The 15,823-nt window shown below is 69.7% G+C and carries 14 protein-coding genes and 2 pseudogenes; 15 read left to right on the top strand and 1 reads right to left on the bottom strand.

Annotated features, from left to right (window positions below; genetic code table 11):
• Positions 1-85: 85 nt before the first annotated feature.
• The 13 genes and pseudogenes from CFP71_RS08745 (at position 86) to folK (ending at position 12,565) form a co-directional block, all read left to right on the top strand.
• Complete coding sequence (locus tag CFP71_RS08745) at positions 86-1,114, top strand: zinc-dependent metalloprotease (RefSeq protein WP_093933325.1); 1,029 nt, start codon at positions 86-88, stop codon at positions 1,112-1,114.
• Complete coding sequence (tilS, locus tag CFP71_RS08740; protein WP_093933324.1) at positions 1,111-2,085, top strand: tRNA lysidine(34) synthetase TilS; 975 nt, start codon at positions 1,111-1,113, stop codon at positions 2,083-2,085. The genes CFP71_RS08745 and tilS overlap by 4 nt, the downstream gene beginning before the upstream one ends.
• Positions 2,086-2,098: 13 nt before the next feature.
• On the top strand, positions 2,099-2,662 hold the full coding sequence (gene hpt / locus CFP71_RS08735; protein WP_093933323.1) for a hypoxanthine phosphoribosyltransferase: 564 nt from the start codon (positions 2,099-2,101) through the stop codon (positions 2,660-2,662).
• Positions 2,663-2,806: 144 nt separating this feature from the next.
• Complete coding sequence (locus CFP71_RS08730) at positions 2,807-3,172, top strand: hypothetical protein (RefSeq protein WP_038520899.1); 366 nt, start codon at positions 2,807-2,809, stop codon at positions 3,170-3,172.
• Positions 3,173-3,189: 17 nt separating this feature from the next.
• Entirely contained in the window at positions 3,190-4,569 is a 1,380-nt protein-coding gene (locus CFP71_RS08725) for a WXG100 family type VII secretion target (protein ID WP_093933322.1), read from the top strand.
• 241 nt (positions 4,570-4,810) lie between these two features.
• Complete coding sequence (locus CFP71_RS08720) at positions 4,811-5,605, top strand: ESX secretion-associated protein EspG (protein WP_093933321.1); 795 nt, start codon at positions 4,811-4,813, stop codon at positions 5,603-5,605.
• Positions 5,606-5,886: 281 nt separating this feature from the next.
• Positions 5,887-6,720, top strand: coding sequence for an ESX secretion-associated protein EspG (locus CFP71_RS08715; RefSeq protein WP_093933320.1), 834 nt, complete (start codon positions 5,887-5,889; stop codon positions 6,718-6,720).
• Between the two features lie 190 nt (positions 6,721-6,910).
• Positions 6,911-9,328 (top strand): ATP-dependent zinc metalloprotease FtsH, encoded by a 2,418-nt coding sequence (gene ftsH / locus CFP71_RS08710; protein WP_093933319.1) that lies wholly within the window; start codon positions 6,911-6,913, stop codon positions 9,326-9,328.
• A pseudogene (locus CFP71_RS08705) lies at positions 9,297-9,569 on the top strand (GTP cyclohydrolase I); the annotation flags it as partial. The gene ftsH and the pseudogene CFP71_RS08705, both read left to right, overlap by 32 nt.
• Before the next feature lie 972 nt (positions 9,570-10,541).
• Positions 10,542-10,886, top strand: a pseudogene (gene folE, locus CFP71_RS08695) (GTP cyclohydrolase I); the annotation flags it as partial.
• Entirely contained in the window at positions 10,883-11,725 is an 843-nt protein-coding gene (gene folP, locus CFP71_RS08690) for a dihydropteroate synthase (RefSeq protein WP_167406048.1), read from the top strand. The pseudogene folE and the gene folP, both read left to right, overlap by 4 nt.
• Positions 11,718-12,077 carry a dihydroneopterin aldolase gene (gene folB, locus CFP71_RS08685; RefSeq protein ID WP_093933318.1) on the top strand — a complete coding sequence of 120 codons (360 nt, stop codon included), beginning with the start codon at positions 11,718-11,720 and terminating at the stop codon, positions 12,075-12,077. Before folP ends, folB begins: the two co-directional genes overlap by 8 nt.
• A complete protein-coding gene (gene folK / locus CFP71_RS08680; RefSeq protein ID WP_093933317.1) occupies positions 12,074-12,565 on the top strand; it encodes a 2-amino-4-hydroxy-6-hydroxymethyldihydropteridine diphosphokinase in 492 nt (163 codons plus the stop codon). Before folB ends, folK begins: the two co-directional genes overlap by 4 nt.
• Positions 12,566-12,666: 101 nt before the next feature.
• On the opposite strand, the gene CFP71_RS08675 is transcribed toward folK, so the two are convergent.
• Complete coding sequence (locus tag CFP71_RS08675) at positions 12,667-13,608, bottom strand: MerR family transcriptional regulator (RefSeq protein ID WP_093933316.1); 942 nt, start codon at positions 13,606-13,608, stop codon at positions 12,667-12,669.
• A 60-nt stretch (positions 13,609-13,668) separates the two neighbouring features.
• Between CFP71_RS08675 and CFP71_RS08670 the strand changes: the two genes are divergently transcribed.
• Positions 13,669-14,130: a DUF3180 domain-containing protein gene (locus CFP71_RS08670; protein ID WP_005168043.1), complete on the top strand. Its 462-nt coding sequence runs from the start codon at positions 13,669-13,671 to the stop codon at positions 14,128-14,130.
• A 69-nt stretch (positions 14,131-14,199) separates the two neighbouring features.
• The coding region (locus tag CFP71_RS08665) for a DUF6779 domain-containing protein (protein ID WP_143267054.1) at positions 14,200-15,823 on the top strand (1,624 nt) is incomplete at its 3' end.

Below are 15,823 nucleotides of genomic sequence, written 5' to 3'. Positions count from 1 at the left end.
GCGTGAGGAAGTCAGGGCGGAATTCGGCCTTCCAGCGGGTAGCGTCATAAGAGTGACTGAGGAAACGCCGACCAAGACGCGTTCGATGGTCGACTGGTCCCTGGCCGCCTCGACGGGCGCGCTCCTGGTGCGCGGCGGTCCGGTCGTCGACCGCGAAGAGGCCGACGAAGCCGTCGCCGAGCTACGCGACCTGACCATCGAGGCGGAGGGCCACGTCCGCGAGCTGACCGGACTAGGCTTCGACCTGCCGCTGCTGCCCGCCGAAGTCGTCGACAGGCCCGGCTGGGTCCGCTCGGCCGCCTCCGGGCTCGACGCGCTCACCGGCCGCGCGCTGCCGGAGGCGCAGGGCGGGCCGCTGGCACCCGTGCTGGCCGGTGGCGCCGGCGTCCAGACCGGTCTGGTGCTCGCGTTCCTGGCTTCCCGCGTCCTCGGCCAGTACGACCCGTTCGGCGGGCCGGAACGCCAGGGGCAGCTCGTGCTCGTCGCGCCGAACGTGGTCGCCGCCCAGCGGGCGATGGACGTGCCGGGGCACGATTTCCGGCTCTGGGTCTGCCTGCACGAATGCACCCACCGGTTGCAGTTCACCGCGGTCACCTGGCTGCGCGACTACTTCGCCGACGAGGTCGAGCGCCTGATCGGCGGGCTCGCCGGCCGGGACGCGGACGGGCTGAGCGATCTGGTCGGCCGCCTGCCGGACACCATCAAGCAGATCGGCAAGGGCAAGACGGGCGGCGCCGGTCTCGCCGAACTCCTCCAGTCGCCGAGCGAACGCGCCGTGTTCGATCGGCTGCTCGCCCTCTCCACCCTGCTGGAGGGGCACGCCGACTTCGTGATGGACGCCGTCGGGCCGCGGGTCGTGCCGAGTGTCGAGCTGATCCGTTCGCGGTTCACCGCGCGGCGCAAGGGCGGCGGCCTGATCGACCGCGTGCTGCGCAGCCTGCTCGGCGTGGACGCGAAGATGCGCCAGTACGAGCAGGGCGCGAAGTTCACGAAACACGTCGTCGAGGCTGTCGGCATGGACGGTTTCAACGCCGTCTGGACGTCGCCGAACACGCTGCCGACCCGCGCCGAGATCACCGATCCGGCGGCCTGGGTGCGGCGCCTGCACGGGTGAGCGGACCGGATCCGGCGATCGCGGCCGTACGCACGGCCGTGCGGGACTTCCTCACGTCGGCCGGTGCTTTCGAAGAGGTGTGCGTCGCCGTCTCCGGCGGCGCGGATTCGCTCGCGCTGGCCGAGGCGGCCGCGTTCACCGGGACCCGCGCCGGGCTGAAGGTGCGGGCGCTCGTCGTCGACCACGGTCTCCAGGACGGTTCCGCCGAGACCGCCGCCCTGGCCGCGGACACGGCGCGGGAACTGGGCGTCCACAGCGCCGAAGTCCTGAAGGTGCGGGTCGAGGGCGCGGGCGGACCGGAAGCGGCGGCCCGCCGGGCCCGTTACGGCGCCTTGCGTTCGGCACTCGACAGCGGGCACGGCCTCGTCCTGCTCGGTCACACCCTCGACGACCAGGCCGAAACCGTCCTGCTCGGCCTCGGCCGGGGTTCGGGACCGCGTTCGCTGGCCGGTATGCGGCCGCACGATCCGCCGTGGGGACGGCCGTTGCTCGGCGTCACGCGCGCCACCACCCGGAAGGCCTGCCGGGCGCTCGGCGTCGACCCGTGGCAGGACCCGCACAACGAGGACCCGCGGTTCACCCGTGTCCGGTTGAGAACGGAAGTACTGCCCCTTCTGGAGGATGTGCTGGCAGGCGGTGTCGCTGCTTCGCTCGCCCGCACGGCGGCGCAACTGCGCGAGGACACCGAGGCGTTGGACACACTCGCGGGTGAGGTCTACTTGCGCGCCTTCACCGAGGAAGGGCTCGACGTCGCGGTGCTCGCCACCGAGCCGCCCGCGCTGCGGCGACGTGTCCTCCGCAGGTGGCTGCTGGACTCCGGCGTCCGTGAACTCACCGACGCCCATCTGCGTTCGATCGACGCGCTGGTGGGCAATTGGCGGGGTCAGGGGGGCGTTTGGCTACCCGGCGACTTGGTGGCCGCACGGGCGCATGGCAGGCTCTCCCTCGAAGCACCCCAGTCCACCACCTAGAGGGGATCGTCCTGTGTACGAAGGCGAGATCGCCTCCGTGCTCGTCACCGAGCAGCAGATCAACGACAAGATCGCCGAGCTGGCCGCCAAGGTCGCCGCGGACTATCCGGCCGACGGCCCCGGCTCCGGGCAGGGAGACCTCCTGCTCGTCGGCGTGCTCAAGGGCGCGGTGATGTTCATGACCGACTTCGCCAGGGCACTCCCTCTTCCTTCGCAGCTCGAGTTCATGGCGGTCTCCTCCTACGGCTCGGCGACGTCGTCGTCCGGCGTGGTGCGGATCCTGAAGGACCTCGACCGCGACATCGCAGGCCGCGACGTGCTCATCGTCGAGGACATCGTCGACTCCGGGCTCACGCTGTCCTGGCTGCTGAAGAACCTCGCGAGCCGCAACCCGGCCTCGCTCGAGGTCGTCTCTCTTCTGCGCAAGCCGGAGGCGGTCAAGGTCGATGTACCGGTCAAGTACATCGGGTTCGACATCCCCAACGAATTCGTAGTCGGATACGGCCTGGACTACGCGGAGCGTTACCGGGACCTGCCTTACATCGGCACCCTGGACCCGCACGTCTACACGTCCTGAGAACCGCTTGCCCGCTCGTGCGGAAATACGGAACCCTGAGCGTGGTGAACGCGTCATAGGCTGCGATCAGGTGCGTTAACCTATGCGAAGACCTTTGCCACGAATCCGTCGTGGCCTGGCCCGGGGGAAACGGAGAGAGCTCAGATGGGGAACAGCAGCTTGGCGGACGCGAACGCGTTCAAGAACGCCGCGGCCCAGGGCCAGGTCGGGATCGACCCGGACGCGGCCCAGACCGCACTGAACAAGATCCGCACCGGCAAGGACGCCGTCGAGGCGCTGCTCCACAGTGCCGGTGACCTCGGGCAGGCGCCGAAGCTGGGCAACAACCCGGTGGGCAACGCCATCGCCGCGAAGGTCGCGAACCGCGCCGACGGTGGCGGTGACTCGTACACCGCCGCCCTCCAGAACCTTTACCAGCAGTACGAGGCGGCCGAGTCCGGCATCGTCACCGCGATGGCCCGTTACCACGAGATCGACCAGGCCGCGGCCGAGCCGTTCCGGAACGTCTGAGGGGGAGTCAGAAAGCCATGCCACCGAAGCACAGCGCCGACTCTTACGGCGAGAGCAACACCAGCGGCACCCCGGTCCAGCTCGGCGACAACTCGCAGGCCGCGGGGATCGTCTCCAGCGCCCGCGGGCGTTCGGACGGATTCGACATCGGCGCGGACCGCGCCATCACGAACCCGCCGAACTGGGAGAGCGCCCCGAGCAGCCAGGACCTGTGGAACCAGGCCAACATCGGCAACGACCCGAGCACCGCGACGTCGATCGGCCAGTCGTGGACCTCGCACGGCACCAAGCTGAGCCAGGCGTCGAACGACCTCTACAACGCGATCTCCGAACTGGGCTCCGCCTGGATCGGCCAGGGCGCGGCGGCCGCGCAGGGGTCGCTGGTCGCCATCGCGAACTCGGGTTCGCAGGCCTCCGAGGCCGCGAACACGATGGCGGACAGGCTGCAGAAGCAGGCCGACGCGGCCACCAAGGTCAAGCTGATGCCGAAGCCGACCAACTACACCCCTGAAGGCGCGATGGGCGCCGCCCTCGCGGCGGGCCCGGTCGGCATGATCACCGACCAGAAGCCCCTCGCCGACCAGGACAAGGAAGTGCGGGCGGAGCAGGCCAGGTTCCTCGAGGCCTACACCAAGGAAATGAGTGAGGTCGACAGCTCGACGCCGAGCTTCGGCCCCGATTCCCTCGGCATGAAGCCGACGGCCACGCACACCAACGTCGGCTTCAGCGGTGTCGGCAACGTCGGTGGCGGCGGTCTCAACCCGGGCGCCGTCTCCGGCACCCCGGGTTTCGCCGGCACGCACGGCTACGGCGGCCCGCAGGGCAATGGCGCGGCTCCGGTCGTCCACGCCGGTCCGGATTCGGGCGTGTTCTCGCAGGCCGGCTACAACCCCGCCACCGGGAACCTCCCGGCTTCGGGTGTCGCGCCGGGCGCCGGTGTCGCGTCCGGTACCGGTGCCCCGATCGCCCCGCAGGCCCCGGCGGCGAGCGGCGGCAGTGGACTCGGCCAGGCGCTCACCGCGGCCGGTCTCGGCGGCGGCCTCGGCTACGCCGGTGCCAAGGCGCTCGGACAGGGCAACAAGTCCGGTGCCAAGGACTCCGACAGCACCGGCGCCGCGGCGACGGACAACGCCGCGCCCGCGCAGAGCGCCGCGTCCCAGGCCGTGCCGCAGCAGGGCATCGTGTCCTCCAGCGGCACCATCGGTGGCGGCCCGACCCCGCCGATGCAGGGCATGGGCGGCATGGGCATGGGCGCCCACGGTGCGCAGGCCGAGCAGGAAGAGGAGCACACGCACGCGTCGTTCCTCATCGAGCCGGACCCGGACGACGCCTTCGGCGCCAACGAGGCGACCCCGCCGCCGGTCATCGGTGCCTGGACCGAAGACGACGATCGCTAGAGCTGTTTTCACCGGGCGCGCGGCCGATCACCGGCCGCGCGCCCGCTGACTTGTGCGAGCCTGTCGGCGGAGCTGAAGTCGGACGCCGAAAAGGCGACAACGCGTGAACCCGCCCCGGCCGAAGGCCCCGCTATCGCGGTGGCAGGACGCCCTGCCCGCGGTCGTGAGGCAGATGACCAGGCGGCGTCCTGCCGACGCCGATCGCGGACGCGGGTTCACCAATAGACACTAGGGGCGGAAGATGGCGAACGGTGAACTGCTCACCGCGGTCGAGCTGGACTTCCTGTGGGAGAGCGCGAACGCCGGCGAGCTGCCGTACCCGCTGCGGCTCCGTTCGCACGGGGCGACCATGGACGAGCGCGGCGCGCTGCGGACGCAGACGCTCCAGTCGCTGAACCAGCGCCGTCTCGCCGACGAGCGCGGGCGTCCCGAACCCCACATCGAGGACTATTTCGGCGTTCTCGCGCTGCCTGATTTGAGCCTGGACTGCGTCCAGCTCAACAACCCCAACACCGAACCGCTGCTCGCGGTCGCGTCGCTGCTCGGCGGCCAAGGCCTCCTGACGGTGCAGGACCAGCGCGGTTTCCACTTCCATCCGATCGCCCCGGACGGCCTCGCGAGCGCGATCGTCTCCCTCCTGCCGCCGGGTTCGCGCGGCACGGAGAAGTCGATCACCCTCCCGCTGGACGGTCTCGTCGGCGCTTCGGGCGCGGACTTCCTGCAGCGCCGCCAGCCGCAGGTCGACGGCTCGGCGACGTCCGACGAGGACCGCAAAGCCCTTTCGCGGCTCCAGGCGCAGCCGCGGCTTCGCGGTGGGCAGTTCGGCGCCAACGCGCGCAGCAAGCACGGCACGCGGAGCCGGTCTTCGGTGCTGAGCTGGTTCGACACGCAGTCCGGCCGGTACTTCACCCAAGCCACCCGCGGCTCCGACGGCCGCGACTGGATCACCATCGCGCCCGCGGATCCGGCGACTTTGCGGCACCGGCTCACGGAGATGCTGGGGAAGATCGCGGCTGAATCTTCTGTCGCGCGCTGACGGAAACTCGCCGAAGGGGCGCAGAGCCGCTACCAACTCGGGTTGAGAGCGAGGGCGCCCCTTCAACGAATTTCCGTGGGCCTTCGGCCCAAAAGAGGGCGCGCGACGGTGAAGTCTCCGCCGGGCGCGGGGCGCCCTTGGGGAGACCCGTCTCGGTCGCCTTGCCGTCCCGCGAGTGTCACTTCCCGCATCCGGCCGACGACTGTCGTACCCCTTCGCTATCGTGAACCCTCTGGGCGTCCCGAGGTCCAGAAGCCAAGGTGCCGGGAGGGCACGAACCAATGCACCAGGAACACTTCACGCCGCTGGCGTTCGACTTCCTCTGGGAGTCCGCCGAGCTCGGTGACCTGCCGTATCCGCTGCGCGTGCGTTCGCACGGCGCGACAGAGCTCGAACGCCGGGCGCTGCGCCAGCGCGTCGACGGCGAACTCCAGGCCCGCGGCCTCCGCGATGGCAGGGGACGGCTCGAGCGGCGCATCGAGGACTGGCTATATCTCCTCGCCCGCGGCTCACTGACCATCGACGCGCTGCACATCCCCGAATTCCAGGCCCCGACGATCGCCGTGCTCGGCGCCACCGACGGCCGCGACGGGGTGATCGCCATCCAGGACCAGTCCGGGATCTGGCTGCGCGAAGCGCCCGCCGACGGGCTCCCGACAGCGGTCGTCGACCTGCTGCCCCCGGGGCAGCGCGGTTCGGAGGCCTCCATCACGCTGCCGATCGACGATGCCCGCCGCACCGAGCCGATCCGCGGCGCCGTCAACCCGACGAAGCAGGCCGAGGAGCCCGAAGCGGCGAAGACCCGCCGCAAGGAGAAGTCCCGCGTCTCGCTCAGTGAACGCATCACCGCGGATCCGCGCGAGGCGTTCGGCAAGCTCACCGGCCAGCCGCGGCTGCGCGGCGGTCAGCTCGCCGCGAACAGCCGGTCCCACGTGGGCGCCAAGCAGCGCTCCCGGGTCCTCGGCTGGTTCGACACCTCCAGCGGCCGCTACCTCAGCACGTCACAGGCCGGTCCGGACGGTCGCGAGTGGGTCACCGTCTCACCCGCCGACGTCAAGACACTCCGCATGCGCCTGGGCGAAATGGCCGCCGGTGTGGCGGTCGACACACGCTAGGGTCGCGCTCCGGGAACCCTCGCGCGGCGTCCGCCGTTGACGTCCGAGAGGCTCACCACCCTCGTCCGTCCAGGCGGGCGGTATCCTGAGGGGCGGGTGTCGGAGCACCATGGGTCGTCAAGATCGTGATGGCGGGTATCACAGGAAGCCGCCCAACCAGGAAGGGTCGAGGCCACCAGGGCCGAGTCGTATGAACCGGAAGAGCGTGCTCAGGAACCCAGTGCTCTGGATTCTCGCGGCGGTACTGGCGTTTCTCGCATACAACACGATCTTCGACAGTGATCGTGGCTACACCCAGGTGCCGATCTCGGTCGCGAACCAGCAGATCACCGCGAACAACGTCAAGGAAGCCTCGCAAGAGGACAAGGAGCAGCAGGTCAAGCTGCTGCTGAACAAGAAGATCGAGGTCGACGGCCAGCAGGTCGACCAGATCATCGCGCAGTACCCGGCGAACGTCGCGGGCACCATCTACGGCCAGCTCATCGGCCTCAAGAGCGGTGACAACCCGGTCAAGTTCACCACCAAGGTCACCCAGCAGAACGTCCTCACCCAGATCCTGATCTTCGCCATTCCGCTGGCGCTGGTGCTGGGCCTGCTGATGTGGATGATGAACAACGCCCAGGGCGGCGGGAACCGCGTCCTCAACTTCGGCAAGTCGAAGGCCAAGCAGCTCAACAAGGACATGCCCAAGACGACCTTCGGGGACGTCGCGGGCGCCGACGAGGCCGTCGAAGAGCTGTACGAGATCAAGGACTTCCTGCAGAACCCGGCGCGCTATCAGGCGCTCGGCGCGAAGATCCCCAAGGGCGTCCTGCTCTACGGGCCGCCCGGCACCGGTAAGACGCTGCTCGCGCGAGCCGTCGCCGGCGAGGCGGGCGTGCCGTTCTACACGATCTCCGGTTCCGACTTCGTCGAGATGTTCGTCGGTGTCGGTGCCTCGCGAGTCCGCGACCTGTTCGAGCAGGCCAAGCAGAACGCGCCCTGCATCATCTTCGTCGACGAGATCGACGCGGTCGGCCGCCAGCGCGGCGCCGGCCTCGGCGGCGGCCACGACGAACGCGAGCAGACGCTGAACCAGCTCCTCGTCGAGATGGACGGCTTCGACGCGCGCGGCGGCATCATCCTGATCGCCGCGACCAACCGTCCCGACATCCTCGACCCGGCGCTCCTGCGTCCCGGCCGGTTCGACCGCCAGATCCCGGTGTCCGCACCGGACATGCGCGGCCGCAAGGCGATCCTCGAGGTGCACGCCAAGGGCAAGCCGATCGCGCAGGGCACCGACCTGAGCAGCCTCGCCAAGCGGACCGTCGGCATGTCCGGCGCCGACCTGGCGAACGTGCTCAACGAGGCCGCGCTGCTCACCGCCCGCCAGAACGGGCACGTCATCACCGACGCCGCCCTGGAGGAGTCCGTCGACCGCGTCGTCGGCGGCCCCGCCCGCAAGAGCCGGATCATCTCCGAGAAGGAGAAGAAGATCACGGCCTACCACGAGGGCGGGCACGCGCTGGCCGCGTGGGCGATGCCGGACATCGAGCCGGTCTACAAGCTGACGATCCTGCCGCGCGGGCGCACCGGCGGTCACGCCCTGCTCGTCCCGGAGGACGACAAGGAGTTGATGACCCGTTCGGAGATGATCGGCCGCCTGGTCTTCGCGATGGGTGGCCGCACGGCGGAGGAGCTCGTCTTCCACGAGCCCACCACCGGTGCCTCCTCCGACATCGAGCAGGCGACCAAGATCGCCCGCGCGATGGTCACCGAATACGGCATGAGCGCCCGGCTCGGCGCGGTCAAGTACGGCCAGGAGCAGGGCGATCCGTTCCTCGGCCGCTCGGCGGGCCGCCAGGCGGACTACTCGCTGGAAGTCGCGCACGAGATCGACGAGGAGGTGCGCAAGCTCATCGAGACCGCGCACACCGAGGCGTGGCACGTGCTGAGCACCTACCGTGACGTGCTGGACGAGCTGGTCATCGAGCTCCTCGAGAAGGAGACGCTGACCCGTAAGGATCTCGAGCGGATCTTCGCGACCGTCGAGAAGCGCCCGCACATCACCATCTTCAACGAGTTCGGCGACCGCAAGCCGTCCGACAAGCCGCCGATCAAGACCCCCGGCGAGCTGGCGATGGAGCGCGGCGAGCCGTGGCCGCCGCCGGAGGAGAAGAAGGAGCAGCCGGTGCTCCAGCCGGCGCCGACCCCGGTCGGTACCGCGCAGGGCGGTGGCGACCTTCCCGGTGGCCCGCCGTACGGTGCCCCGGTCCCGCCGCCGGACCCGAACGCGAACCCGTACGCTCCGCCGCAGCCGGGCGCCTACCCCAACGGGGGCCGCCCGAACGGTGGGCCGAACGGCACCGGCCACTGGCCCCAGGCATATGGTGGGCAGCAGCCGGGCGGTCCGGCAGGTGGTTACCAGGGCGGTCCCGTCGGCGGCCCGCCGAACTACGGGGCTCCTCCCGGATGGACCCCGGCGACCCAGCCGGGCGGCCAGCCGAACCAGCCCTGGCGTCCCGCCGAAGACCGCCCGCGTGAAGGCTGGTTCCCTGACCAGCCCGGCGGTCAGCAGGACGAAGGACAGCAACGGCGTGACGACGGACAGGACGACACCAAGCGGTAACGGCCAAGGCCCGGTCTTCGACCAGGATCGGGCCGAGAAAGCCGTACGCGAACTCCTGCTCGCCTGTGGTGAGGACCCGGACCGGGACGGTCTCTTGGAGACCCCGGCCCGGGTCGCTCGCGCTTACCGGGAAATGTTCGCCGGTCTCTACACCGAGCCGGACCACGTCCTGGACCGCACGTTCGACGAGGCGCATGAAGAACTCGTCCTCGTGACGGACATCCCGATGTTTTCAACTTGCGTGCCCAGCAAGCAGACAGTGAACGCTGTCGGTGGCCGTAAACAGGCCGCCGAGGTCGAAGTCGGCGACAAGCTGTGGACTCTCGCAGGCGGCCAGGTCGAAGAGACCACGGTGACCGAGATCAGCTCGCATCAGACTCGCGACCTGGTGGAGGTCAAGACCTCAGGCGGAAGCTTCAAGGTCACACCCGACCATCCTTTGGCGACGCCGAAGGGATGGATGGAAGCCAAGGACGTCGAAGGCTCGTTCATCGAGTGGACTCACGCGCGCAAGCTCAGCCGGGATCGGTGGAAGCCGGTGTTCGGGTACGACTTCGGCTATGTGATCGGCACCGTCTGTTCGGATGGGACTGTCGCTGAGCGCTATGTCTCGCTAGTGGTGAACGACCGAGACTTCGCGAAGAAGTACGCCGAGTCGCTTTACAGTGCCTTCGGAATCGAGGCGAAGCTCGAACCGGTCACACGACCGTCGGGTTACCTAGGACGTGATGTGCCGGGATTCCGGGTGCGAGTCGTCTCGTCGTTCCTGGCGGATCTGATGCGCCAGTATGTCGGCGGCGACGCGCACCACCAGCGGCAGCGGTTCCCGATGGTCGTGCTCAACGACTTGAGCACGTTCAACGGATTTCTCGACGGGTATGTGGACGGGGACGGCTTCCGGCACAAGAAGATCGCGGGCCGCACCATCGTCAGCGCGAACATCCCCTTCCTGGAAGATCTGGCCACGGTCATCGGGGCACGCTTTACTCCGAAGAGCGGCGGGATCGCTTCTCACCTCTACATCGCCGACGGCTGGTTCCGGCGACACGGCTTCCCACAAGACGACTACTCCACGGATCTCATCGAGTCGGAGTACGTCGAGGTGGAGTCCGTCCGGCCGGTGAAGGCCACGGGAACCAAGCCTTACACGGTGTACAGCTTCAAATGCGAGCCCCACCCGACCTTCCTGATCGCCGGGCACTTGACGCACAACTGTGAACATCATTTGGTCCCCTTCCACGGTGTCGCCCACGTCGGCTACATCCCGAACGGCCACGGCAAGGTCACCGGCCTGTCCAAACTGGCCCGCCTCGTCGACCTCTACGCCAAGCGCCCGCAGGTCCAGGAGCGCCTGACCTCACAGGTGGCCGACGCGCTCATGCGCAAACTCGCGCCCCGCGGTGCGATCGTCGTGGTCGAGGCCGAGCACCTCTGCATGGCCATGCGAGGCATCCGCAAACCCGGCGCCCGGACGACGACGTCGGCCGTGCGCGGGCTGCTGCAGTCTTCGGCGTCCTCGCGGGCGGAGGCGCTGGACCTGATCAAGGGCCGCCGATGACCGCCCTGCCCCGGCCCGGCCGGTGCGCCGTGATGGGCATCCTCAACGTCACGCCCGATTCCTTTTCCGACGGCGGCCGGTACCTCGGCGTCGAGCAGGCGCTGGAGCACGCGCACGAGATGTGGGCGCGCGGCGCGGACCTGATCGACGTCGGCGGGGAGTCGACGCGGCCGGGAGCGTCCCGGGTGGACGCCGAAACCGAGAATTCCCGGATCATGCCGGTGATCCGCTCACTCGCCGCCGACGGTGTCGCGATGTCGGTGGACACCACGCGGGCCGAGGTCGCGCTCGCCGCCGTCGAGGCGGGAGCGTCCGTCATCAACGACGTGTCCGGTGGGCTGGCCGATCCGAACATGGCGAAGGTCGCCGCCGAGACCGGTGTCCCGTATGTGCTGATGCACTGGCGCGGGCACAGCAAGGACATGAACGCGCTGGCGTCCTATGAGGACGTCGTCGCCGATGTGCGCGCCGAACTGCTGTCCCGAGTGGACGAAGCCGTCGCCGCCGGTGTCGACGCCGGCGCGATCGTGCTCGACCCGGGGCTCGGGTTCGCGAAGAACGCCGAGCACGACTGGGCGCTGCTGAACGGCCTGGATTCCTTCCTGTCCCTGGGTTTCCCGGTTCTCGTCGGCGCCTCGCGCAAACGGTTCCTGGGACGCCTCCTGTCCGGAAAGGACGGAAAACCCGCCCCGCCGGACGGTCGTGAGAACGCGACCGCGGCCGTGTCCGCGCTCGCCGCCGCGGCAGGCGCGTGGGGGGTCCGGGTGCACGAGGTCGGCGCGAGTATCGACGCCGTGACCGTCGCGGCGGCTTGGCGGAAGGGGAGTCCCGTTGTCTGACCGGATCACGTTGACCGGCTTGAGGGTCTTCGGCAGGCACGGGGTCTTCGACCACGAGAAGCGCGACGGGCAGGAGTTCGTCGTCGACATCGTGGTGTGGCTGGACCTCGGTCCGGCCGCCGCGTCCGACGACCTGACCAAGACGCTGCACTATGGCGAACTGGCGGAGCTCGCCGCCGGGATCGTGGCGGGCGAGCCGTACGACCTCATCGAGAGCGTCGCCGGGAAGATCGCCGACGAGGTGCTGCGCGACGAGCGGCTGACCGCCGTCGAGGTGACGGTGCACAAGCCGTCCGCGCCGATCCCGCTGAACTTCGACGACGTCGCCGTGAGTGTGCGGCGGGAGCGATGAGCCGCGCGCTGCTTTCGCTCGGGTCGAACCTGGGGGACCGGCTCGCGTTCCTTCAGTCGGCCGTCGACGCCGTGCGCCCGGCGGTCGTCGCGGTGTCGTCGGTCTACGAGACGAAGGCGTGGGGTGTCGAGGACCAGCCGGACTTCCTCAACGCCGTCGTCCTGGTCGACGACCCGGCGCGCGATCACTGGGACTGGCTGCGCACCGGGCAGGCCACCGAGCAGGCCGCCGAACGCGTGCGCGAGGTCCGGTGGGGGCCGCGCACGCTGGATGTCGACATAGTGACCGTGGCCGGGGTCCGCTCCGACGACCCCCAGTTGCTGCTTCCCCATCCCGGCACGCCGGAGCGCGCGAGCGTGCTGATCCCCTGGCTGGAGATCGAGCCCGCCGCGGTGCTCCCCGGCCACGGTCGGATCGCCGACCTCCTCGCCGCCCGCCCCGCCTCGGACCGCGATTCCGTCCGGCTGACCTCCCTCGCCCTCGCCTGACCTCTCGCATTTCGTCCTCTGGATGCGGTAGTTCGCACCACCAACTACCGCATCCAGAGGACGAAACGACGGCGGGGCGGGGCGATAGCAAAGGTCCCTTGCTACTCCAGCGCGGAGCGCAGGGCGGCGATGATCCACTCCGCCTGCGGCATCTGCGAGGGGAACGACGGCCAGCCGTTCATCTTCCCCAGCAGGAGCCAGTACCGCTCGGCGCGCGGGTCGGAGCTGATCGCCATCCCATCGGTCAGCCGCTTCCGCCAGGCCGGGTCGGCCGGGTCCCGCCCGTTCCGCGAAGACTGCGTGAAGATGGTCTCCGCCAGTTCCCGGCCTTCAGGCGAGTCCGGCGCGAGGCCGGCTTCAAGTGCTTCGGACGCCTTCGCGCTCCACGCCATCCACAGCTCCTGCTGCTTCGAGCCGAAGTCCGCCCCGTCCTGCTTCCTCAGCTGCGAGTGCCACTCGCTCATCCGGCGGATCGACGCGCGGAACTCGTCGTCCTGCACGAGCTCGGCGAACTCGATCCACGCCTCCAGCTGCTCGGGCGTCGGGTCGTCGGGCAGTTCCGGTTTCGCCGAGATCATCCGCTCGTAGAACTGCGGATCCAGTTCGAGCCCCTCGACCATGTCCGCCCAGAACTCGTCGAGCAAGCGTTTGCGGTCTTCGTCCGACATCGACGCGAGTTTGTTCATCAGTTCGACCTCCTCCAGTGGCGAGTCCCGTTTGGCCACCGCTCGCAGGACCGCGCGGCGCAGTTCCAGCCGCCGGATCTGCTCGTCCAGGGCGGCGACGTGTTGGACCGCGAGGTCCCCGATGGTCGCTTCCCTGGTCAGCGCCCGTTCCACGTCCGCGAGCCCCAGTCCGAGCTCCCGCAGCGTCCGGACCAGCTCCAGGCGCGCCATCGCGGTGGCGTCGTAGAGGCGGTAGCCGGAATCGGTGCGGTCTGTCGGCGGCAGGAGCCCTTCGTCGGAGTAGAAGCGGATGGTCTTCACCGGCAGGCCGGTTCGTTTGGCCAGCTCCCCGATGGTGAAGACCGCTGCGGTGCCCATGTGCTTCATCGTCGACTCTCCAGTTGGTGGAGAGTCAAGCCTGCCAGGTAGCGTTGGACCATGCACTTCACCCGGCCACGCGAGCTGGCGGTGGCCGGCCTCCTGGGCTTGGTCCTGGCCTATCTCGTCTTCCAGGTCGCCTACGGATCCATTCCCGCGCTCCCGCTCTTCGCCGGGATCACGTTGCTCGTCCTCGCGCTTTGCGAGGTCGTGCTCGCCTTCATCATCCGTTCGCGGATCAAGGAGGGCCGGGTGCTGTCCGCGATCTCGGTCGCCCGATCGGTGGCCCTCGCGAAGGCCTCTTCTCTCGCCGGATCCGCCATGACGGGCGTCTGGCTGGCGGCTTTCGCGTATCTTTTTCCGCGACGTGACGAACTCCTCGCGGCCGCCGGTGATCTCCGCTCGGCGACGGTGGGGATCGTCAGCTCGGTGGCACTGGTAGCTGCGGCTTTGTGGCTCGAACACTGCTGCCGGACCCCCGAAGGCAGTGATCGGGACCGCGATCCCGAGCCGACCGGTTAACGCTCGAGAGGCACCGCTCGAAGTACCGACTAGGTCTCGTTCGGATTACTAGAAGGTACGGTGTTGGGCATGACCGGGGTGGGTGACGACTCGCGCGGCCGCCTTGCGGGTAGGCCGTGGCTTGTCGTCGGCTTGGTTCTCGCCGTCGGCGCGACTCTCGCATTGGTGCTTTCCGACGACCTCCGCTACTTGCGGCTGGGGATCGTCGCGGCGCTGTGGGCCGCCTTGATCGGTGCGTTCCTGGCCGTCCGCTACCGGAAACACGTTTCCCACAGCGAGGACGCCGTCGCCGAGGCGCAGGCCGTCTACGAGCTGGAACTGGAACGCGAGATCGCCGCCCGCCGCGAGTTCGAGCTGGAGATGGAAGCGGAGAACCGGCAGGCCGCCGAGACCCGCTCTCACGACGAGCTCGAAGCGCTCAGAGCCGAGGTGAGCGCCTTGCGTGAAAGCCTCCAGTCGCTCTTCGGCGGCGAGGTCCTTCTCGAACGCGTCGCGCTCACCGCGCAGGCCACCCGGATGCGGTCCCTCGACAACAAGCAGCTGATGAGCGCGGGGGCCGAGAACGGCAACGGCAAGCCCCAGCTGATGGCGGCCAAGAGCAGCACCACGATCGACGTCGACGAGCGTGAACGCGAGCGCGAACGCCCGACCGAGATGATCGACCGCGTCCTCGAACCCGTGGCCGCCCGAGCCGGGACCCCGCCCGCCGCCCGCCGCAAACCGGCGAACGGCCAGGTCAACGGCGCAGGCGGGTACGGCCAGAGCAGTCAGGTCCAGCGGCCGAAGCCTGCCGACGAATCGACGCGCCGCAGCATGCGCAAGGCGGACGCCCGCGCTTCGAAGGCCGCCGAGGCCCTCGCCGCCGAAGCCGCCCGTCGCGAGCGGCTCGAAATGTCCAACCCCGGGATGTCGCCCGCCGAGATCTCCCGGCCGATGCCGAGGGTCGACGAACGGCGCAAGACCCCGCCGCCGGTGACCCCGGCCGAGGTGTCCCGCCCGTCGATGCCGGGCATCTCGCGCGCCGAGGTCTCGCAGCCGTCGATGCCCACCGTCGCCCGGCAGCCCCAACGCCCTGATGCACAGCGCCCGGAAACACAGCGTCCCGAAGCCCAGCGCCCTGAGGCACAGCGTCCTGAGCCGCCGCGTCCGGAGCCCCAGCGCGCCGAACCGCCTCGCCGCCCGCAGCAGGCTTCGTTGCAGCAGCGCCTCGACGCGGGCACCGTACAGCGTCCGCCCGCCCCGCGGCCGGACGAGCCGACCCGCACGCAGACGCCGCCGGTGAAGCCCGCCGCGCAGGCGAAGCCGGTCAAGAAGGTCGAGCCGGACCGTCCGCGGCCGAACCGCGAGCTCGGCCTGACCCGGCCGGGCATGAAGCCGGTCGAGCGATCCCGCCCGGCCGGTGGCACGCCGGCGCCCGCGAACAAGCCCGCCGCCGCGGCGGAGCCGATGGAGGCCACCGGCGAGTGGAAGCCGTCGTGGACGCAGGAGCGCCCGGTCTCCGACCTGAGCGCCGCGTTCCCCAGGAAGGACGACTTCCAGGACCGGCTGCGCCCCAAGCCGCAGCAGTCGGCCTCCTTGCCGAGGCCGGAACCGCGTCCCGAGCCGCGCCCTGAACCACGTCGTGACCCGGAGCCGCCGACCCCGCCGTCGATCCCGGTCGTGGCCGAGCCCGTCCGCCGTCCCGAGCCCGCGC

It is taken from the genome of Amycolatopsis thailandensis (assembly GCF_002234405.1).
Taxonomy (GTDB): Bacteria; Actinomycetota; Actinomycetes; order Mycobacteriales; family Pseudonocardiaceae; genus Amycolatopsis; species Amycolatopsis thailandensis.
Note: the sequence above shows the minus strand (reverse complement) of the source record. Positions and strands in the feature narration are given on the sequence as shown.